This is a genomic window from Ferdinandcohnia jepli (genome assembly GCF_047246645.1).
Lineage (GTDB): Bacteria > Bacillota > Bacilli > Bacillales > Bacillaceae_L > Ferdinandcohnia.
Map to the genome: position 1 here is coordinate 269,184 of NZ_JBFOKR010000002.1, position 16,287 is coordinate 285,470.

Below are 16,287 nucleotides of genomic sequence, written 5' to 3' on the forward strand. Positions count from 1 at the left end.
GCTTTACTTACCCACTCATTTCTTTTTGCTAACCTGAGTGGGTACAATTCCAGTTTTTTACCCACACCAACTTTGTATCATCACCAATTTGTACTAACATACTGACTTATTCTTTAAAAAATATTCAAAAAAATACCACCTTGTTTTAAAGGTGGTTAACGGACGCCGAAGAATTTTTTAATCTTTGAGAACATTCCTTTTTCATCATTTTCTAATGATTGAAGTGGAATAGATTCTCCTAAAATCCTTCTAGCAATATTTCGATATGAGATTGCTGTTTTGCTATCTGAATTTAAAGCGATTGGTTCACCTGAGTTTGATGCTTTAATTACTGCATCATCATCAGCTACAATTCCAATCAAGTCGATTGATAAATGAGTAACAATTTCATCAATATCAAGCATATCACCCGTTTGAACCATATGGTTACGGATACGATTGATGATTAGTTTCGGTGGTTCAATTTCTTCTTTTTCTAGTAATCCAATAATACGGTCAGCATCACGAACTGCGGAAGTTTCCGGAGTCGTAACAACGATTGCTTTATCTGCACCAGCTACAGCATTTTGGAATCCTTGTTCAATACCCGCTGGGCAATCGATTACGATATAATCAAAGTCTTGCTTTAACTCTTCAACAAGTTTTTTCATTTGCTCTGGCTGTACAGCTGTTTTGTCACTTGTTTGTGCAGCTGGTAAAAGGTAAAGATGATCCTCAAATCTCTTATCCTTAACTAACGCTTGTTTTAATTTGCAACGTCCTTGAACAACATCTACTAAATCATAGATGATGCGATTTTCAAGCCCCATTACAACATCTAAATTTCGTAGGCCTATATCTGTATCAACTAGACATACCCGTTTACCTAAAACAGCTAAGGAAGTTCCTACGTTGGCAGACGTAGTTGTTTTACCAACTCCACCTTTACCTGAAGTTATGACTATTGCCTCTCCCACAGCTAGATTCCCCCTTCTAACCTTGTTAAATTAGGCCTTAAATGCGATAACTGCTGTAATCTATCTACTACAATGGTCTCATTTTCATCGATATATGCACATTCCATGAGATTACTTTCGTTTTGTATCGAATCTGGTGCTCTATTCATTATATCACCAATTCGAAGCTGTGTTGGCTTCATTATCGAAGCAGAGATAATGGCGTCTCTACGTCCATCAAAACCTGCGTGTGCTACTCCTCGTAATGCACCCATGATAAAGATATTACCACTCGCAATCACAGTTCCACCTGGATTGACATCACCAATTAGCATGAGGTCACCCTCAACCTTTAATACTTGTCCAGAGCGGATCATTCTAGCAACTGATATTACTTCTAGGTTTCTCTTAATCTCAAGAGCTTCTTGTTTAGAAATTACATCACTTTCCACTGTATCAACGACTAAATGCTTTTTATTTCGAATAATAGAGCGAATATGCTCCTCTTGTTTTCGAGTTAAATAACGATTCCCAGTTTTTACTTTAACAGGCACAATCGGAACATCATCATTCCGTTTTTGATTCAACGAAAGCTTGTCCTCTAAATCTACGATAAGCTCATTAAATGAACAAGAATCATCGAGATGTAACGTTAGCCCGTCTTTTGTCCCTTTTATAGTAACATATTGCTGTTTTTGTCCTTTCACGACGTTCACCTCAACGATTAATAATTCAACAAAAGACACCCGTTTTCCTGTTAAAAATGAAATTTTCTTAGATTAGGACTAGTAACATTACAAAAATGACTTTTATTAGAGGTTTACCCTAACTTCTAGTTTACTCTTCTATTTGAAGCTTACCTAGTATTTTTTTAAATGGAAATGAAAATAATGTGACAAAAATACTATTTAATATAACAGTAGGCAGTACACGTAGTTCTAAAAATCTGTCAAACGACATTGTTGCAACTCCGATTGATAGATTAACACCAAATACAAAAAACTCTAAAATGACAACTCCAAGAATGCTTAATATAGAAATAATAATAATATTGGTTTGTAAAATCCTGCTTGCCTGGGAAATAATATAGGCAATTAACGGCATGGAAAACATATAAACACCTAAAACCTCTGTATAAATGACATCATACAAAAGCCCCAGAATAATGCCATATAATATTCCACCAAGTTTTGATTGATATATCGTAATGAAAATACTAAGTATCAGTATGAATCGAGGAACAAATACTTGGTCTTTATGGAAAATTTCAGCCGGAACGACATCGACAAAACTACTTTCAAACAGAAAGAAAAATCCCATAATTACTGGAAGAACAACTTTCTTCACCTATTCTTCCTCCTCTTCCTCTGGAACAATCATTGTTCTTTCAACTACGATAACATGATCTATTTCATAAAAATCAGCTGCTGGTTTTATATAAGCAGTTTTTGTTAATCCATAATCATCAGGTACAACTTCCATAACTTCACCAATGTACAATTCACTTGGGAAAACACCACCATATCCCGAGGTTAGTACCTTTTGATCCTTTTCTATTTCAGCATCTGGAGTATTGATTTTAAATAACAATGCTTTTTTTTCCTGATCATATCCTTCTATTAAGCCCATTATCTTTGCCTCGCCTTGTATATATGCTGAAATACGATTTATTCGATCTGGAGAACTTAATAGCTGAACAGTGGATGTTAGGGCATTAGAATGTTTTACCTTACCAATTAAGCCTTTTGAGGTGATGACAGCCATATTCTGCTCAACCCCATGCTGAGTACCTTTATTTATTGTGATAACCTCATGCCATTGATCAGGATTTCTCCCAATAACTGTGGCTTGAATTTTTGTAAACCCGCTAAGAGACTCTGTTTTGTCTAAAACCTCTTCAAGCTTTTGTTTTTCTTTTTCAAGTTCTTGCACTTTTGCCTCTAGTTGCCCATAAGCTTCAAGTTTTTCCTTCAAAATTTTATTCTCTTCGAACGTATTTTTAATATCATTTACATTCTCAAAAAATCCAGAAATAGATTGAGCCGGCGTATGAAATAATCCTTGGACCCATCCAACTGAATCCTTTAAGAATTTTTCTGGCCAGGACAATTCTTCCCGCTCTTTTAAGGAAAATCCGATTAATGCCACCAGAAAGATGAGACAGACAAGTAGAATAATTAATCGTTTATTAAGAAAAAATTGTGGCATAAATTACACCCTCTTACGTAGCTTTCATATTTCATTAATAACACGTAAAGTGGGGACGTAATCCCCACTAATTCAAACTGATATATTTCTGGAAGGAAAAACCCACTTTTTAACGTAATAGTGGGTAAAAGCTCCTCCTGGTAGAATCTACCACGTTTATCGGTAGTCCTTTGATTTTCCTTTAAATAAATGGATATGATCAAGAGCTTTACCCGTACCAATTGCGACACAATCTAATGGATTTTCAGCGATTAATACCGGCATACTTGTTTCTTCACTAATTATCTTATCCAGATTGCGTAATAATGCTCCACCGCCCGCTAACACAATACCACGGTCCATAATATCTGCCGCTAATTCAGGTGGTGTCTTTTCAAGAGTATTTTTCACGGCATCTACAATTGCATATACTGTATCATGTAAAGCAGATGCAATTTCATCAGCAGTAATTTCAATTGTCTTAGGGAGACCTGTCAATAAGTCTCTCCCACGAATCTCCATGTTTTCTATACCTTCTGGTGATCCTGCAGAACCTATCTCAACTTTAATTGCTTCTGCGGTACGATCCCCGATCATAAGATTATACGTCTTACGAATGTATTGGATAATTGCATCATCCATTTCGTCCCCAGCGATACGGATCGATTGACTTGTTACAATTCCACCTAAAGAAATAATTGCAACCTCTGTCGTTCCTCCACCAATATCAACAATCATACTGCCAGTTGGTTCCCAAACAGGAAGATTCGCTCCGATTGCAGCAGCAAATGGTTCTTCAATTGGATATGCATCTCTTGCACCAGCCTGTCGTGTTGCATCAATTACTGCACGTTGCTCAACAGCTGTAATTCCAGATGGTACACAAACCATGATATATGGCTTTCTTGCGAAGATACTCTTATTTCTAACCGCTTGGTTTATGTAATACTTCATCATTGTTGCGGTTGTTTCATAATCAGCAATAACCCCATCCTTCATCGGACGAAGAGCTACAACGTTTCCTGGCGTACGCCCAATCATATTCTTCGCATCATTTCCAACTGCAACAATTTGTTTTGTATCAGTTTGCATAGCAACTACTGAGGGTTCTCTCACAGCAATTCCTTTTCCTTTAATAAAAACAAGTGTATTTGCAGTTCCTAAATCTATTCCAAGGTCTCGAGTACCAATTCCAAACATGATATGTATCTTCCTTTCTGATACGAATTACAAATGATATAGATAAGTGTGTTTAAGTAAAAAACCCATAACAAATATTATAACGTACTACATGAAAAAATAACAGTAGTCACACATAGCCTTTTTCTTTCAAACTTACATATTTATGCTCACCAATTATTAAATGGTCCAAAAGCTCTATACCGATTATCTTACCACATTCGACAAGTCTTTTCGTCACTTCTATATCCTCCCTGCTTGGAGTAGGATCACCGGAGGGATGATTATGAACACAAATAATAGATGCAGCTGATCTTCTAAAAGCTTCTTTATAAACTTCTCTTGGATGAACAATGGAGGCATTTAAACTTCCTATAAAGATTGTCTGTCTATGGATTACTTGATTTTTTGTGTTTAAGTACAAGCATACAAAATGCTCTTGAGACAAAAATCGCATATCCTCCATAACATATTTCGCACCATCCTCAGGTGAGCGAATAACATATCGGTCTTCATATTGGAGTTTGCCAATTCTTCTTCCAAGTTCGATAGAAGCCATAATCTGGACAGCTTTTGCTTGCCCTATCCCTTTAATTGCTGTAATTTCTTCAACTGTTGCATCCTTTAGTAATCGTAATCCTTCGAATTGGTGTAATAAGCGGTTTGAAAGCTGAATAACTGACTCTTCCTTGGAACCAGTTCGTAAAAGTATAGCTAATAACTCTAGATTTGAAAGACTCTCTGGGCCTTCGGTAACTAATCGTTCACGCGGCCTTTCCTCTTGGGGATAATCTCGAATCATAAGTGCTGATGAATTCAACTACGTTCCTCCTATCCAATTTGTTAGGATACTCGGTCCGCTCGGGTGCACTTATATAAGATTTTACTTTTTAAATCCCAATTTCCTTAATTCCCTTAATGTACGTGATACTGGTAATCCAACAACAGCAAAATAATCTCCTTTTATATGCTTTACGAGGGATGAACCGAGCTCCTGTATACCGTAAGAACCTGCTTTGTCCTTTGGTTCACCAGAAGCAACATAATCTGTTATTTCTTCATCTGATAAATCCCAAAAGGTAACTTCTGTTTTTTCATAAAATAAGGAATGTGTATCGTTGTAAATGATTGCTACTCCTGTTATCACTTCATGAGTATGATTTGATAATGCTTTTAATACCTGAATAGACTCCTGTTCATTTTTAGGTTTTCCTAAAATTTGGTTTTGAAACAACACGGCTGTGTCTGCTCCAATTATATAGGAGTCTGGATACTGTTCTGATACAGCTTTTGCCTTGTTAAAAGCAATTTGCATAACCATTTCTTCAGGAGTAAAATTTTCATCGACGGATTCATCTATATTACTGACGGAAACATCGAAGGAAAGTTTCAGATTTTCTAGAAGTTCTTTTCGACGTGGAGATCCTGAGGCTAATACGAGGTGTTGCATATTTCTCACCCTTTTATCATTTTTCGTTACAGATAGGAAGATACGTATTTATCGTATCAAACAATTGGACGTTGTACAATTTTATAAAATCGAGTTTTAAGCAAGATTTAGTCTTTGATAAAAAATAATGATTTATGTAGAATCGTTGAAAAATTAAGCAATAAAGAAGGAAAGGAGAATCACTGTCTCCTTTCCTTCTTTGGAAGTGCGCGTCAAAATTAAATTTTACATTTCATTATGATAGTTTTGAAACCCATTTTGCGTAATTGCTAAAAGCGTCAAGCGCTGCCTGCTGCGACTGCCATAATACCTTTTTATCTCCACCAGTTTTAAACGTTTGCAGACTCTCATAAGCACTTATTATCTGAGTTATAAATGCTTTCATATCCTCAGTTAACTTATCTTGTTTGATCTCTTTTACCTTTGCATAGTCAGTTGATAGCTTTTCCCATTCAGCATCAGCAATGGTTCCTGTTCCAAATGCTTGTGAAGACTGAGCTAACAAACCTTTGAATAACGGAAGACTAGTAGCAATCGCTTCAGAATCTGACTTAGCAGCATTCTTATAACTACCGCCTTCATAGACAAAAGCTTTGACAAAGTATTCTAGCTCTGTACTCTCATATACCGCCTTTATACCAGCTATACTTTGTTGATCAGCACCAATTCCCATAAATACAAAGAACGATCCATCCTGTTCCACAGCGGACGCTGCATATCCACTACTTTTCACCTGACTTACGACAGTGTTTGCTGCTTCCAACGTAGAAAACTTTCCACCCTGAATAACTCCCGTAGACAAAGACTCGAGTTGAATTTCAATAACATCAGTCGCCGCAGGCTCTTCCTTACCATTATTTGAGCTAGGAGGAGGAGTCTCTTCTGAAGTAGTAGGAGGAGTTTGTGCTCCCTCCGGCCCGGCATTTACATCACTTACTACTTTTAAAATCATAACTCCAAAGCCTGTACCTACCACCACTGCAAGTAAAATAGAAACTAAAAATTGCTTAAAAGTAAAAACCTGTATTCCGCTACTTTTGCTCTTTTTTGGAAAGTGCGGTATTTTACTAGGACCTTTTGTTTTTCGTAGGTCCTCAATTGGAATAATCGGAATCTCAAAGTCTGGTGTTGCATCTTTCTTTACTGATGCGTCTGGTAATACCCAAGTGAAGTCATCCTCTTCCTCTTCACGTGCAGCGGCCACTTCTTCATTCTCGACAATAGTAAAGGTTTGATTTTTTTTACTCTTCACTTTAATATAAGGCTCTATTTCTGGTTGCTCCTCCGGAACCTTTTGTTGCTTCCCATTAATTTTAATAGAGATTTGCTTGGTCTTGTCCATTTTTACACCACCTATGATAGAAAACGACCTATTTTTTAACATGCTAACACACCTATAAAAAAAAAGAACAAGACATTTGTCGTCTTGTCGTAAAAGGTTTTCGTCAAATTTTTTAACACGGTATATAAACATCTAAAACAGCATAATACAAAAAAGCACGTAAATGAGGGGTGTCATTTACGTGCTTACCTATTACTCTACGTTCATTGATAACTCAACAACAACACTTGGGCCTTCGTCTTGAGCTTTTAAGATATCCTCTGCAGTAAGCTGAGTTCCTGCTGTGATAAGTACATTTCCTTCATTATCAACGATATCCTTTAACACAGTTTTACCATTAAGGATGTCGACTTGCTTCTGGCGTAATGCTTCAATTTCATCTTCTTCATGTTGATCAATTAAAAGATCTATGTCATCAAATGGAGTCTTCTTAACTGGTTCAACAGGTGTAGCTGCTTCTAGTAATTCTGCTAATTCATCATTTTCAGGAGTGTCTAACTCTGGGTTTTCCAAGTATTCAACTGATTCTAAGAACTTAGATGCAGCATCTTCTTGAACAATGATAATATCCTTACCGTACGTCAATACTGAATCAGAAGCTAACGCAACTTCTTTTCCAGAAACCTTTAAAAGAGTTCCTAGTAAATTCCCTGTTTCATCGTCGACAAAATATTCAACGACTTCACCTAAAAGTTGTCCTTTACGGGTCATAACTTTTGTGTTTGTGATTCTAATTTTTTTATTTACTAGAGAATTCGCAATTGGAATCTCGTTTAAATCAATTACAGAGCTTTCACTTTCAATAGTTACTGCGTATTCCCCAATACCAATTACCTTTTTAAACGGAATTGCTTTTACACTTACTTGCCAATCTTCATGTTCGATTGTAAGAAAATCCACTGAGCCTTTTTCTGGATTTATAACGAGGGATTTTACCTTCCCAATCTCTGTACCATCTATAATACTAATAATCGGTAAACCCACGATCTCAATACTCTTTTTCATATAATTCACCACACCTATTTATTTTTACGGCTTTTACTATATATTTTAACATGCTTTACGCTAAAATTCGTCATTTTTTGCAATATTCTTCTAGTAAATAGTTAATTTCTTGTAAAATAATCGGGTATTTCTTAAATCTACCTCGATATTCCATTAGTAATGTTAATAATTTATGATATTTTTCCTCTAACACATAGTGTTCTATTAGCAAGCTAATAAATGTATAACAATCCCGGTCTGATAAATCAGGATGCAAGTGGCTAATAATTAGTTTCTCATATTGCGCTGACGGCAATGACTTTCGCAGCAGCTTTAACTGTGAAACCATTATTTGAAGTACCTGTTGTTTAAGCTGTGAGTTTCCAACTGGAATATTTACCTCAGGTCCAGCTTCTTCTATTTCCTCTGCTATCATATCGGAAATTGTAGGTTCTTGGCTACTAGATTCATTTTCCAGTGAAATGGTATCTTCGTCAGTTGTAGTTGTATCAATTTCTTCTATAGTAAAATTCGCAATTTCAATTGTTGAATCATTTTCGTCCACATTACTATCTTCAGTACTTTCAGTAAAAATCTCTCCCTCTACCGAATCATCGATCTCGATATATGGAGAATGTAATTCTGCTACTAGTTTAGTAGGCTTAAGCGATAAGTTTTCTGCTATTTGATTCTCATCCTTTTCAACTTCTTTGATGAGTTCATCAAGTATAGAGTTGCTGTTTGCTAGCTCGTCATTGTCAACTTGTTTAGTTGCAGATATCTCAGCTATTGCTTTTTCTAATTCATCACCTTGAGTTTCGGTTATAGCAAAAGTTTCGTTTTCCACAATAACATCTTGTAGGTATTTAGAAGCAATTAATTCTTGCTCTATTGTTTGATCTTTAAGTTCCTCAATCGTATCGAGTGTAGGTATTGTAGTTAGAGGAGTTTCAATTTCAGTTTGATTATTTGTTTGCAGTTCCTCAATTTGGTCTTTAGGACTTACTTGTGGTTTGTCATTTTCTTCATGTATTGCAACAGCTTTATTAGAGATTACTTTAGGTTCTTCAAGTTTTGCTATTGAAGGTCCCTTGCCATCAAACTGAATAATTTCTTCGATATCATCTTCAAGTTCAAATTTAATAACCTTTTTACCATGTTCGCTTGACATTTCTTTCTTTTGGAACAACGTTTTACCGTACTTCTTTTCTATAAAAAGGCCTACTACTGTTAATAGCAGTATCATGATAAGTATGGTTTGCCATAAGGTAAGGATTGTTTCAAAAAGAATACCTATAAGTGCAAGCATGAATGCTATTCCTAAGATAAGAAACTTGCCAAACTTCGTAAAACCGGTAGGCAATACATATATAATTGGGATAAATAAAAGAAAAGCTATTAATGCAAAAATATATGCTTCCAAGTTCTCACCTCTTTCCAAGGCACTCTATCAATTAATTTATGACTATATCTTCATAGTAAGTACGAATAGTTCTTTAGATACAGAGTAGTACTATTCTACTATTTTTGACAAAATCAGACTCTATCATTGTATAATAAATCCTCTTATTTTAAAAGAAAGTTATTAAATGATTTATCAGGAACTTTTTACAAATAGGTGAAGTGTTTAAAGTGTAATGATTGTTTTTATTGCAAATAATAATTTGTGTTTCTAAATGGTTTGGTGATTTCCGCTCCTGGCACTCGCTTTCCGCGGGCGGTCCGTGAGCCTCCTCGTCGCAAAGCTCCTGCGGGGTCTCACCTGGACACGCTGTTCCCGCAGGAGTCTCCCGCCATGCGCTCCAATCACCCTTCTGAAAACATAGAATGTAAGAAAAAATAATCTTCTAGATTAAGCGTGATTGGACTAAAAAAGAAATATGTTCGCAAAAGATACCGAAACAAAAATAAAAGAACGGCATTATAGTACCGTTCTCTTTAATATTATTCACTTTTCTTCTCTTCTTCCTTCTCTTTGTCTAAACCAATTGTAAGAGGATTTCTCTTTTTACTTGGCTCAGGCGCCTTAATTTTCGGAGCATCTTCTGCTAATTCCGCAAATGCTGGCATATAGAAGGTAGAAATGGTTACCGCATACACAAGTGGAGTTGGCTCCTGTTCGATCATAGTTAACTCAGGCCTTCCAGTAATGGTTAAGGAATCAACCTTTGTTATCCTTGTTTGATGCTCGACCACAGATAAGAATTTTTCTAATTCATAATAACTTGGTGACTCTACAGTAAGAGAGACTGTTATTTGTTTAAGACCATTTACCAACTCAGGTTCCAATTCTGAAATAACGATTGGTTCACCGGTAGTAGCTTCAGTTGTTTCTGTCTGTTGGTTGGTTTCAGTTGCAGCATTTTCAGTTCCCTCGGTTGATTCAGATGTAGATGTTTCTGTTGTAGCATTTGGATCTTGTTGCTGTGCTGCATCTGTTTGTGAGTCCAATGTTAGTGCATTTTCACTATAGCTCATTGAAATAATTTTGCTTTTTGAAACGGTTTCCGCTCTTTCGAGTTCAAGCAATAATTGTTCAACAAGTGGAATAACAGGAATCTTTTTTTGAATTTCTGTTGAACTAACTACTGGTGCACTTGATGTCTGTTTTTTGGAAAGCACTGTGTCTAATAGTTTTTGTTCCATAACAAGCGTTCGTTCCTGTTGTTCAACTCTAGCTTCAACAGGTTTTACTATTACATAATACCAAAGGTAAAAACCACCGACTAAAATGGTAAGAGTTAAAACTAAAATTAAAACTTGTTTTCTAGTAAATCGGAGAGTCATATTAATTTCCCTCCTTTTGCAATGTCTTTAAAGCATCTTTATTAATCTTAAGCTCAAACTGAGCTAGGTATCGTGGAATATATTCTTTCTTGTCTTTTTCCTTTTTTTCAGTAGTTGTTTGATTTTCAACTGCCTGTTCAGTTGTCTGTACAGACGCTTGATCGATAGGATCTGTAGGGTTCTCTACTGTTATTGGATTATCAGATGGTTCAGTAACAGGTTGAGTTTCCATAACTGGCTGTTCAGTCGTTTCCTCTTCTTCTACTGGCGAGCTTGTCACAACCGAATTTAATTTTGTTTCATCGATATACTCTGAAGCATTTAATGAAGCAATATAATGAGCAATTTCGGTATTTGTATCAAACTGGATGACAAGTGAAACAATTCCATCTTCTACATAAGAAAAAGCTTGTATAAAACCACGTTCAGGTAGTAAACCAGATAAATGGTTTAACAACGGTACCGTCTCAACGAAATAATCATCAGCCCATTTAACGGTTTTTTCTAAGTTAATGACATTAGTTGATTCCTGATCAGCAGAGAACTTTTTCTCCTCTGTGGCCCGTTGTTCTTGAACTGCAGCAATTTGAGTGCTAAGAGACTTATCTGTAGATTGCACTTTATTATACACTGTGTAGGAGTAGAAGCCCCCACCTAAAACGACAATTAAAATAAGAGTCACTATTAAAAATATCGCTCTATTTTTAAATTCTTTTCTGGGTAGTAAATTAACTTCAACTAACATTTATTGCACCTCTTTTAGTGCTAAACCCAAAGGAAGATAATAATTTATAGGTAGCTTGTCTAATGTATCAATTGTAACAATCGGTAATTCATAACGTTCCAATAACATAGAAACTAATACATGTAATTGTGGATGATCCCCACTTATAAGGATGTTCGATACTTGCTCCTTACCCTGGCTAATCGTAAAACGGTAGAAATCAAGTACATGCTCAATTTCTTTTAAAATATCATCGACGACAACGTCAATTTCATAATGACGATTTGACCAAATAAGTTCTGCAACTGTATTGGTACGGTTTTGACGTATATCCCAATCGTCTACTGAAGTATCTAGTGTGATATGTCTCATGAACAATGGAATATGTTCATGGAAGATACTCAGATTAACAGATTGTAAGTCAAATTGTATAAGCAGTGAATGGTCTTCTTCCATGGTTTTATCACAGAAGTCAAACAAGCGATATAAACAAAGCGGAGAAATATCTGCTGCAATTGGTCTTAAGGTTACTTTTTCTAATAGAGATGAGTAGTCCTGCGCAATTTCCTCTGGAGCAGCAATTAGTAACACTTCTTTTTTATCCTCTTGTTCGGACAGTTTTTTAAAATCCATTACTGGTTCATCAAATGGTAAGTGTATTGTAGATCCAAGTTCTAAATACAAATAACCCATAATTTCGTCATCCTTAACCTCAATCGGAATTGAAGTCTTTCGAATTACAACGAATGAATCAGGGATTACAAAACGAACTTCACGATTTTTAATTCCCCATTCAGCAACACACTCTTGCAGGATTAATTGAAGAGTTTCCCGTTCAATGATTTTACCTTCCTGGATAATTCCTTTTGGTAGGTAACGTTCCCGAAACTTCTGTACAGTTAATGGGTTTGAATCCTTTACACCAACATAACGGATTACATGGTCTTTTATAATAATATTTGCAATATGCTTCGACGAAAAGAGTGTAAGAGCCATTATGCATTCTCCTTATGATTGTTAATTAAGAAACAATAAAGTGTGTATACCAATCTAAAAATTCATTACCAAAGTAATAAGCAACCAATGTACCTATAACGATGGCTGGTCCAAATGGCATTGGTTTTCCTTTTTTCACTTTGCCTAGTGCCATTCCTACTAAACCTAGAATTGTTCCGGTAATGGTAGCAAAGAAAAATGAGAGAAGAACTAACTTCCACCCAAGCGCTATTCCTAACACAGCGTAAAGCTTGATATCTCCGCCTCCCATGCCCCCCTTACTGACGAGAGCAATTACTAGAAGCAATAGAAATCCAACCGCACTTCCAAGCAGCATGTCCCACCACGGAGTAAGCGGAATAAAGATACGCTCAATAAGAAAAACGGGTGAGAAAAATAAGAGAACTTTGTCTGGAATAATCATATAAGTAACATCGGAAACGAAAATGATCATAAGTAATGAAATCAACGTCCAAGCTACAATCAATTCCTTTGACCATCCCACCAGAAGTGGCGAGATCGTAAAAAGAATTGCAGTGACCGCTTCAACTGAAGGATATATGGGTGATATGCGAGAACCACAGTTTCGACATGCGCCTTTTTGAAAAAGAAAAGAAAACACCGGGACAAGTTCTTTAGCAGTTAATTGGTGTTTGCAGTTTGGACATGAAGAACGTGGGTGAACGATTGATTCTCCATTTGGGATGCGAAGACCTACTACATTAAAAAAGGAACCAAACAAAATAGCTACTATTAATATATAACCAGAAAATACTAGCAATATCTCCACACCTTTTAATAAGATAACCCTCACATTGAGGGTTATCTTAAGTAGTTATTAATCCAAAATAGTTAAAATCTCAGCATCTGTTAGACCGTCATTTGCAGTAACTCCATCAAATGTAAATCCATTAGCTGTATGGTTTGTTATTTCAAAAGATAATATTCCGTTTGTATCTCTTTCTACAGTGAGAGTAAAGTTATCAGCTTTGTTTAGATAACTCTCGAAAGGAGATACCCCAGTTTGAGTTGGTGATACAGTTGTTCCACTATTATTTTGTGTCACTGTTAAGGTTGGTGTTGCTCCTGATGTATCAAAAGTTGGAGTTTCTGTAGTAATATAAAGTCTAGCTGAGTCAATAATTTGTTGTGCCTCTGCTACCGCAGAATCACGTTGAGAGTTACTAATCACGTTACCAATGGCAGGAACTGCAATTGCTGCAATTATTCCCAAAATTACAACAACAGCTAATAATTCAATTAAGGTTAAACCTTTTTGATTCTTTAAAACCTTTTTAAACATGTTTTCCCCTTCTTTCTTTTTAAATAGATTAGTAGTCTTAGTCTAAAAGTCCTTAAACTAGCTTTATTATACTGTATTTCCTTGTAGATTACACTACATTTTTAACGAAAAATGCAAAAAAATGTAAAAGTTTTTAATATTTGTATTAAATTTGATTAAATATGTCGAACATCGGTACCATAATTGAAGTAACAATAGTACCTACAATCCCTGCTAAGAAAACAATCATCAATGGTTCTATTAATGATTTAAGCTGATCTGTAGCGTTTTCCACTTCATCTTCATAAAAGGTTGCTACTTTCCCTAGCATTTCATCTAAAGAACCCGTATTCTCACCAATTGCAATCATTTGGGTAATTAAAGGTGGAAATACCCAATGTTTTTTCATGGGTTCCGTCATTGACCTTCCCTTTTCAAGTGATGTTCGTGAATCCTTTACAACCCTCGAAATCACTTCATTTTCAACAATTGATTCAACAACAGCTAATGCCTGTAGTATTGGTACTGAGCTAGTCAATAGTGAGCTTAGAGTTCTTGTCATTCTTGCTAAAGCTGCTTTTTGGAGGAGTTTTCCAAATATCGGCGATCTCAAAATCATATAATCCCAATAATATTTTGATTCCTTTCTTGCCTTTACAAGAACAATAGCTAGATAGAATAAAATAAAGAAAAGAATAACGACCCACCAGTAAGCTTGCATGACTTCACTCGCACCAAGCACAAATTTAGTGATTGCAGGGAGATCAGCACCAAAATCAGCAAACATTCCTACAAATGTAGGTACAACTGATACTAATAAAAAGATCACTACTGCAATAGCTACTACCCCAATTACAGCAGGATAGGCCATAGCTGATTTAATCTTTTGTCTAGTTTTATGTTGTTTTTCAAAATGAACAGCTAGTCGTTCTAACGTTTCATCTAGTGTTCCCCCTACCTCACCTACACGCACCATGTTTACGAAAAGAGTAGAAAACACTTTTTTATGCTTAGAAGTTGCTGCTGATAAAGATATACCTTCTCTTAAATCAAGTTCTACTTCAAATAAAGTTCGCTTCAATGCCTTACTGCTAGTCTGACTTGCTAATATACTCATAGAGTCTACTATGGTTACACCAGCTTTTATTAGAGTAGCAAATTGTCTTAAAAAGATAGTGAAATCTTGTAATTTCACTGGATTTCCTATTGATAGATCTTTTGTTAATAGGGTTTCTGGTACTTCATCCACCTGGGTAACTCGAATCCCTGATTCTTTAAGTTTTGAAACTGCCTCCTGTTTAGAAGGCGCTGCAACTGTACCTGACTTTTTCCCTTTTGTATCTCTTCCCTGGTATTTATATCTAGGCATTATGTTCAACCTTCTCTTGTAGATATGGCTGTGCAATTTCTTTCGAAATTACACCAGCCTGTACTAATTCCTGAAGATTAGCGTCTAAGGTGTGCATTCCTTCAGCTCTACTTGTTTGCATAATGTTCTTGATTTGGTGGTTCTTCTCGTTACGAATTAGGTTTGCCACAGCTGAATTATTAACTAATATCTCAGTTGCCGCACGCCGTCCACTTTTATCAATAGTTGGGAAGAGTCTTTGTGAAATGACTGCAACAAGAACTGATGCAAGCTGTATACGGATTTGCGCTTGCTGAGATACAGGAAATACGTCAATGATACGGTCGATTGTCGACGGTGCACTAGATGTATGCAAGGTTCCCATAACAAGATGCCCGGTTTCAGCTGCAGTTATTGCTGTTGAAATCGTCTCTAAGTCACGCATTTCCCCGACAAGAATAACGTCTGGATCCTGACGTAAAGAAGCCCTTAATCCATTAGCAAAATTCTTTGTATCAAATCCCACTTCACGTTGGTCAATAATACTATTTCCATGCTTATGAAGATACTCAATCGGATCCTCTAGTGTAATAATATGCTTACTCATATTTTGATTCATATAATTAATCATTGCTGCCATAGTTGAAGATTTACCGCTACCAGTTGGCCCCGTTACAAGGATAAGTCCCTGGGGTTTTTCTGAGACCTTTTTTATAATCTGCGGCAAGTGGAGATCATCAATTGTTGGGATATGGGATGGTATCACACGAAAGGCAAGCGCAATAACCCCTCGCTGCATATAGGCGTTTACACGGAACCTTGATATTGCAGGAATTCCATATGAAAAATCGAGTTCTCCTTTATCCTCAAATACAGACCACATATCTTCGGGGATTATCCCTTTCGCCATCTCTTCTATCATTGGTGGCTTCAATATATCTTTACCGTATTTCTTTAAATCACCATGGATACGGAAAACTGGTGGTACACCAGCCGTGATGTGAATATCCGAAGCCTTTAGCTCATGAGCTGAGCGTAAAATAAAATCAATTCTATCCTTCATTACACAACCC

At 36.2% G+C, this 16,287-nt stretch carries 17 protein-coding genes; all 17 read right to left on the reverse strand.

The features are described from left to right. Positions 1-155: 155 nt before the first annotated feature. A complete protein-coding gene (minD, locus tag AB3M96_RS03315; RefSeq protein WP_412966143.1) occupies positions 156-956 on the reverse strand; it encodes a septum site-determining protein MinD in 801 nt (266 codons plus the stop codon). A gap of 2 nt (positions 957-958) precedes the next feature. Beyond that, a complete protein-coding gene (minC, locus tag AB3M96_RS03320; protein WP_412966198.1) occupies positions 959-1,651 on the reverse strand; it encodes a septum site-determining protein MinC in 693 nt (230 codons plus the stop codon). 121 nt (positions 1,652-1,772) lie between these two features. Continuing rightward, positions 1,773-2,282, reverse strand: a complete 510-nt coding sequence (mreD, locus tag AB3M96_RS03325) for a rod shape-determining protein MreD (protein ID WP_412966144.1) — start codon at positions 2,280-2,282, stop codon at positions 1,773-1,775. Then, complete coding sequence (gene mreC / locus AB3M96_RS03330) at positions 2,283-3,143, reverse strand: rod shape-determining protein MreC (RefSeq protein WP_412966145.1); 861 nt, start codon at positions 3,141-3,143, stop codon at positions 2,283-2,285. A gap of 156 nt (positions 3,144-3,299) precedes the next feature. Next, the gene (locus AB3M96_RS03335; protein ID WP_412966146.1) at positions 3,300-4,322 is read right to left on the reverse strand and encodes a rod shape-determining protein; all 1,023 of its coding nucleotides are present in this window, start codon (positions 4,320-4,322) and stop codon (positions 3,300-3,302) included. A 109-nt stretch (positions 4,323-4,431) separates the two neighbouring features. After that, positions 4,432-5,103, reverse strand: a complete 672-nt coding sequence (gene radC / locus AB3M96_RS03340; protein WP_412966199.1) for a RadC family protein — start codon at positions 5,101-5,103, stop codon at positions 4,432-4,434. 81 nt (positions 5,104-5,184) lie between these two features. After that, positions 5,185-5,751 (reverse strand): Maf family protein, encoded by a 567-nt coding sequence (locus AB3M96_RS03345; protein WP_412966147.1) that lies wholly within the window; start codon positions 5,749-5,751, stop codon positions 5,185-5,187. A 235-nt stretch (positions 5,752-5,986) separates the two neighbouring features. Then, positions 5,987-7,093 (reverse strand): hypothetical protein, encoded by a 1,107-nt coding sequence (locus AB3M96_RS03350; RefSeq protein WP_412966148.1) that lies wholly within the window; start codon positions 7,091-7,093, stop codon positions 5,987-5,989. A gap of 192 nt (positions 7,094-7,285) precedes the next feature. Continuing rightward, positions 7,286-8,098, reverse strand: a complete 813-nt coding sequence (locus tag AB3M96_RS03355) for a PRC-barrel domain-containing protein (RefSeq protein WP_412966149.1) — start codon at positions 8,096-8,098, stop codon at positions 7,286-7,288. Between the two features lie 70 nt (positions 8,099-8,168). After that, on the reverse strand, positions 8,169-9,500 hold the full coding sequence (locus AB3M96_RS03360) for a hypothetical protein (RefSeq protein WP_412966150.1): 1,332 nt from the start codon (positions 9,498-9,500) through the stop codon (positions 8,169-8,171). Positions 9,501-10,021: 521 nt separating this feature from the next. Further along, positions 10,022-10,864 carry a pilus assembly protein PilO gene (locus AB3M96_RS03365; protein WP_412966151.1) on the reverse strand — a complete coding sequence of 281 codons (843 nt, stop codon included), beginning with the start codon at positions 10,862-10,864 and terminating at the stop codon, positions 10,022-10,024. Position 10,865: 1 nt separating this feature from the next. Further along, positions 10,866-11,609, reverse strand: a complete 744-nt coding sequence (locus AB3M96_RS03370; RefSeq protein ID WP_412966152.1) for a PilN domain-containing protein — start codon at positions 11,607-11,609, stop codon at positions 10,866-10,868. Beyond that, positions 11,610-12,584 carry a type IV pilus biogenesis protein PilM gene (pilM, locus tag AB3M96_RS03375; protein ID WP_412966153.1) on the reverse strand — a complete coding sequence of 325 codons (975 nt, stop codon included), beginning with the start codon at positions 12,582-12,584 and terminating at the stop codon, positions 11,610-11,612. A gap of 25 nt (positions 12,585-12,609) precedes the next feature. Next, a complete protein-coding gene (locus AB3M96_RS03380) occupies positions 12,610-13,365 on the reverse strand; it encodes a prepilin peptidase (protein ID WP_412966154.1) in 756 nt (251 codons plus the stop codon). A 57-nt stretch (positions 13,366-13,422) separates the two neighbouring features. After that, positions 13,423-13,887, reverse strand: a complete 465-nt coding sequence (locus AB3M96_RS03385) for a type II secretion system protein (RefSeq protein ID WP_412966155.1) — start codon at positions 13,885-13,887, stop codon at positions 13,423-13,425. A gap of 145 nt (positions 13,888-14,032) precedes the next feature. Continuing rightward, positions 14,033-15,235: a type II secretion system F family protein gene (locus AB3M96_RS03390; protein WP_412966156.1), complete on the reverse strand. Its 1,203-nt coding sequence runs from the start codon at positions 15,233-15,235 to the stop codon at positions 14,033-14,035. Beyond that, the gene (locus AB3M96_RS03395; protein ID WP_412966157.1) at positions 15,228-16,277 is read right to left on the reverse strand and encodes a type IV pilus twitching motility protein PilT; all 1,050 of its coding nucleotides are present in this window, start codon (positions 16,275-16,277) and stop codon (positions 15,228-15,230) included. The genes AB3M96_RS03390 and AB3M96_RS03395 overlap by 8 nt, the downstream gene beginning before the upstream one ends. Between the last annotated feature and the right edge of the window lie 10 nt (positions 16,278-16,287).

Bases quoted from the DNA above. Each gene is read 5' to 3' on its own strand.
- pilM (WP_412966153.1), bottom strand. From the start codon at position 12,584: ATGGCTCTTACACTCTTTTCGTCGAAGCATATTGCAAATATTATTATA.
- AB3M96_RS03395 (WP_412966157.1), bottom strand. From the start codon at position 16,277: ATGAAGGATAGAATTGATTTTATTTTACGCTCAGCTCATGAGCTAAAG.
- AB3M96_RS03390 (WP_412966156.1), bottom strand. From the start codon at position 15,235: ATGCCTAGATATAAATACCAGGGAAGAGATACAAAAGGGAAAAAGTCA.
- mreC (WP_412966145.1), bottom strand. From the start codon at position 3,143: ATGCCACAATTTTTTCTTAATAAACGATTAATTATTCTACTTGTCTGT.
- AB3M96_RS03365 (WP_412966151.1), bottom strand. From the start codon at position 10,864: ATGACTCTCCGATTTACTAGAAAACAAGTTTTAATTTTAGTTTTAACT.
- AB3M96_RS03345 (WP_412966147.1), bottom strand. From the start codon at position 5,751: ATGCAACACCTCGTATTAGCCTCAGGATCTCCACGTCGAAAAGAACTT.
- AB3M96_RS03355 (WP_412966149.1), bottom strand. From the start codon at position 8,098: ATGAAAAAGAGTATTGAGATCGTGGGTTTACCGATTATTAGTATTATA.
- AB3M96_RS03385 (WP_412966155.1), bottom strand. From the start codon at position 13,887: ATGTTTAAAAAGGTTTTAAAGAATCAAAAAGGTTTAACCTTAATTGAA.
- radC (WP_412966199.1), bottom strand. From the start codon at position 5,103: ATGATTCGAGATTATCCCCAAGAGGAAAGGCCGCGTGAACGATTAGTT.
- AB3M96_RS03335 (WP_412966146.1), bottom strand. From the start codon at position 4,322: ATGTTTGGAATTGGTACTCGAGACCTTGGAATAGATTTAGGAACTGCA.
- AB3M96_RS03370 (WP_412966152.1), bottom strand. From the start codon at position 11,609: ATGTTAGTTGAAGTTAATTTACTACCCAGAAAAGAATTTAAAAATAGA.
- AB3M96_RS03350 (WP_412966148.1), bottom strand. From the start codon at position 7,093: ATGGACAAGACCAAGCAAATCTCTATTAAAATTAATGGGAAGCAACAA.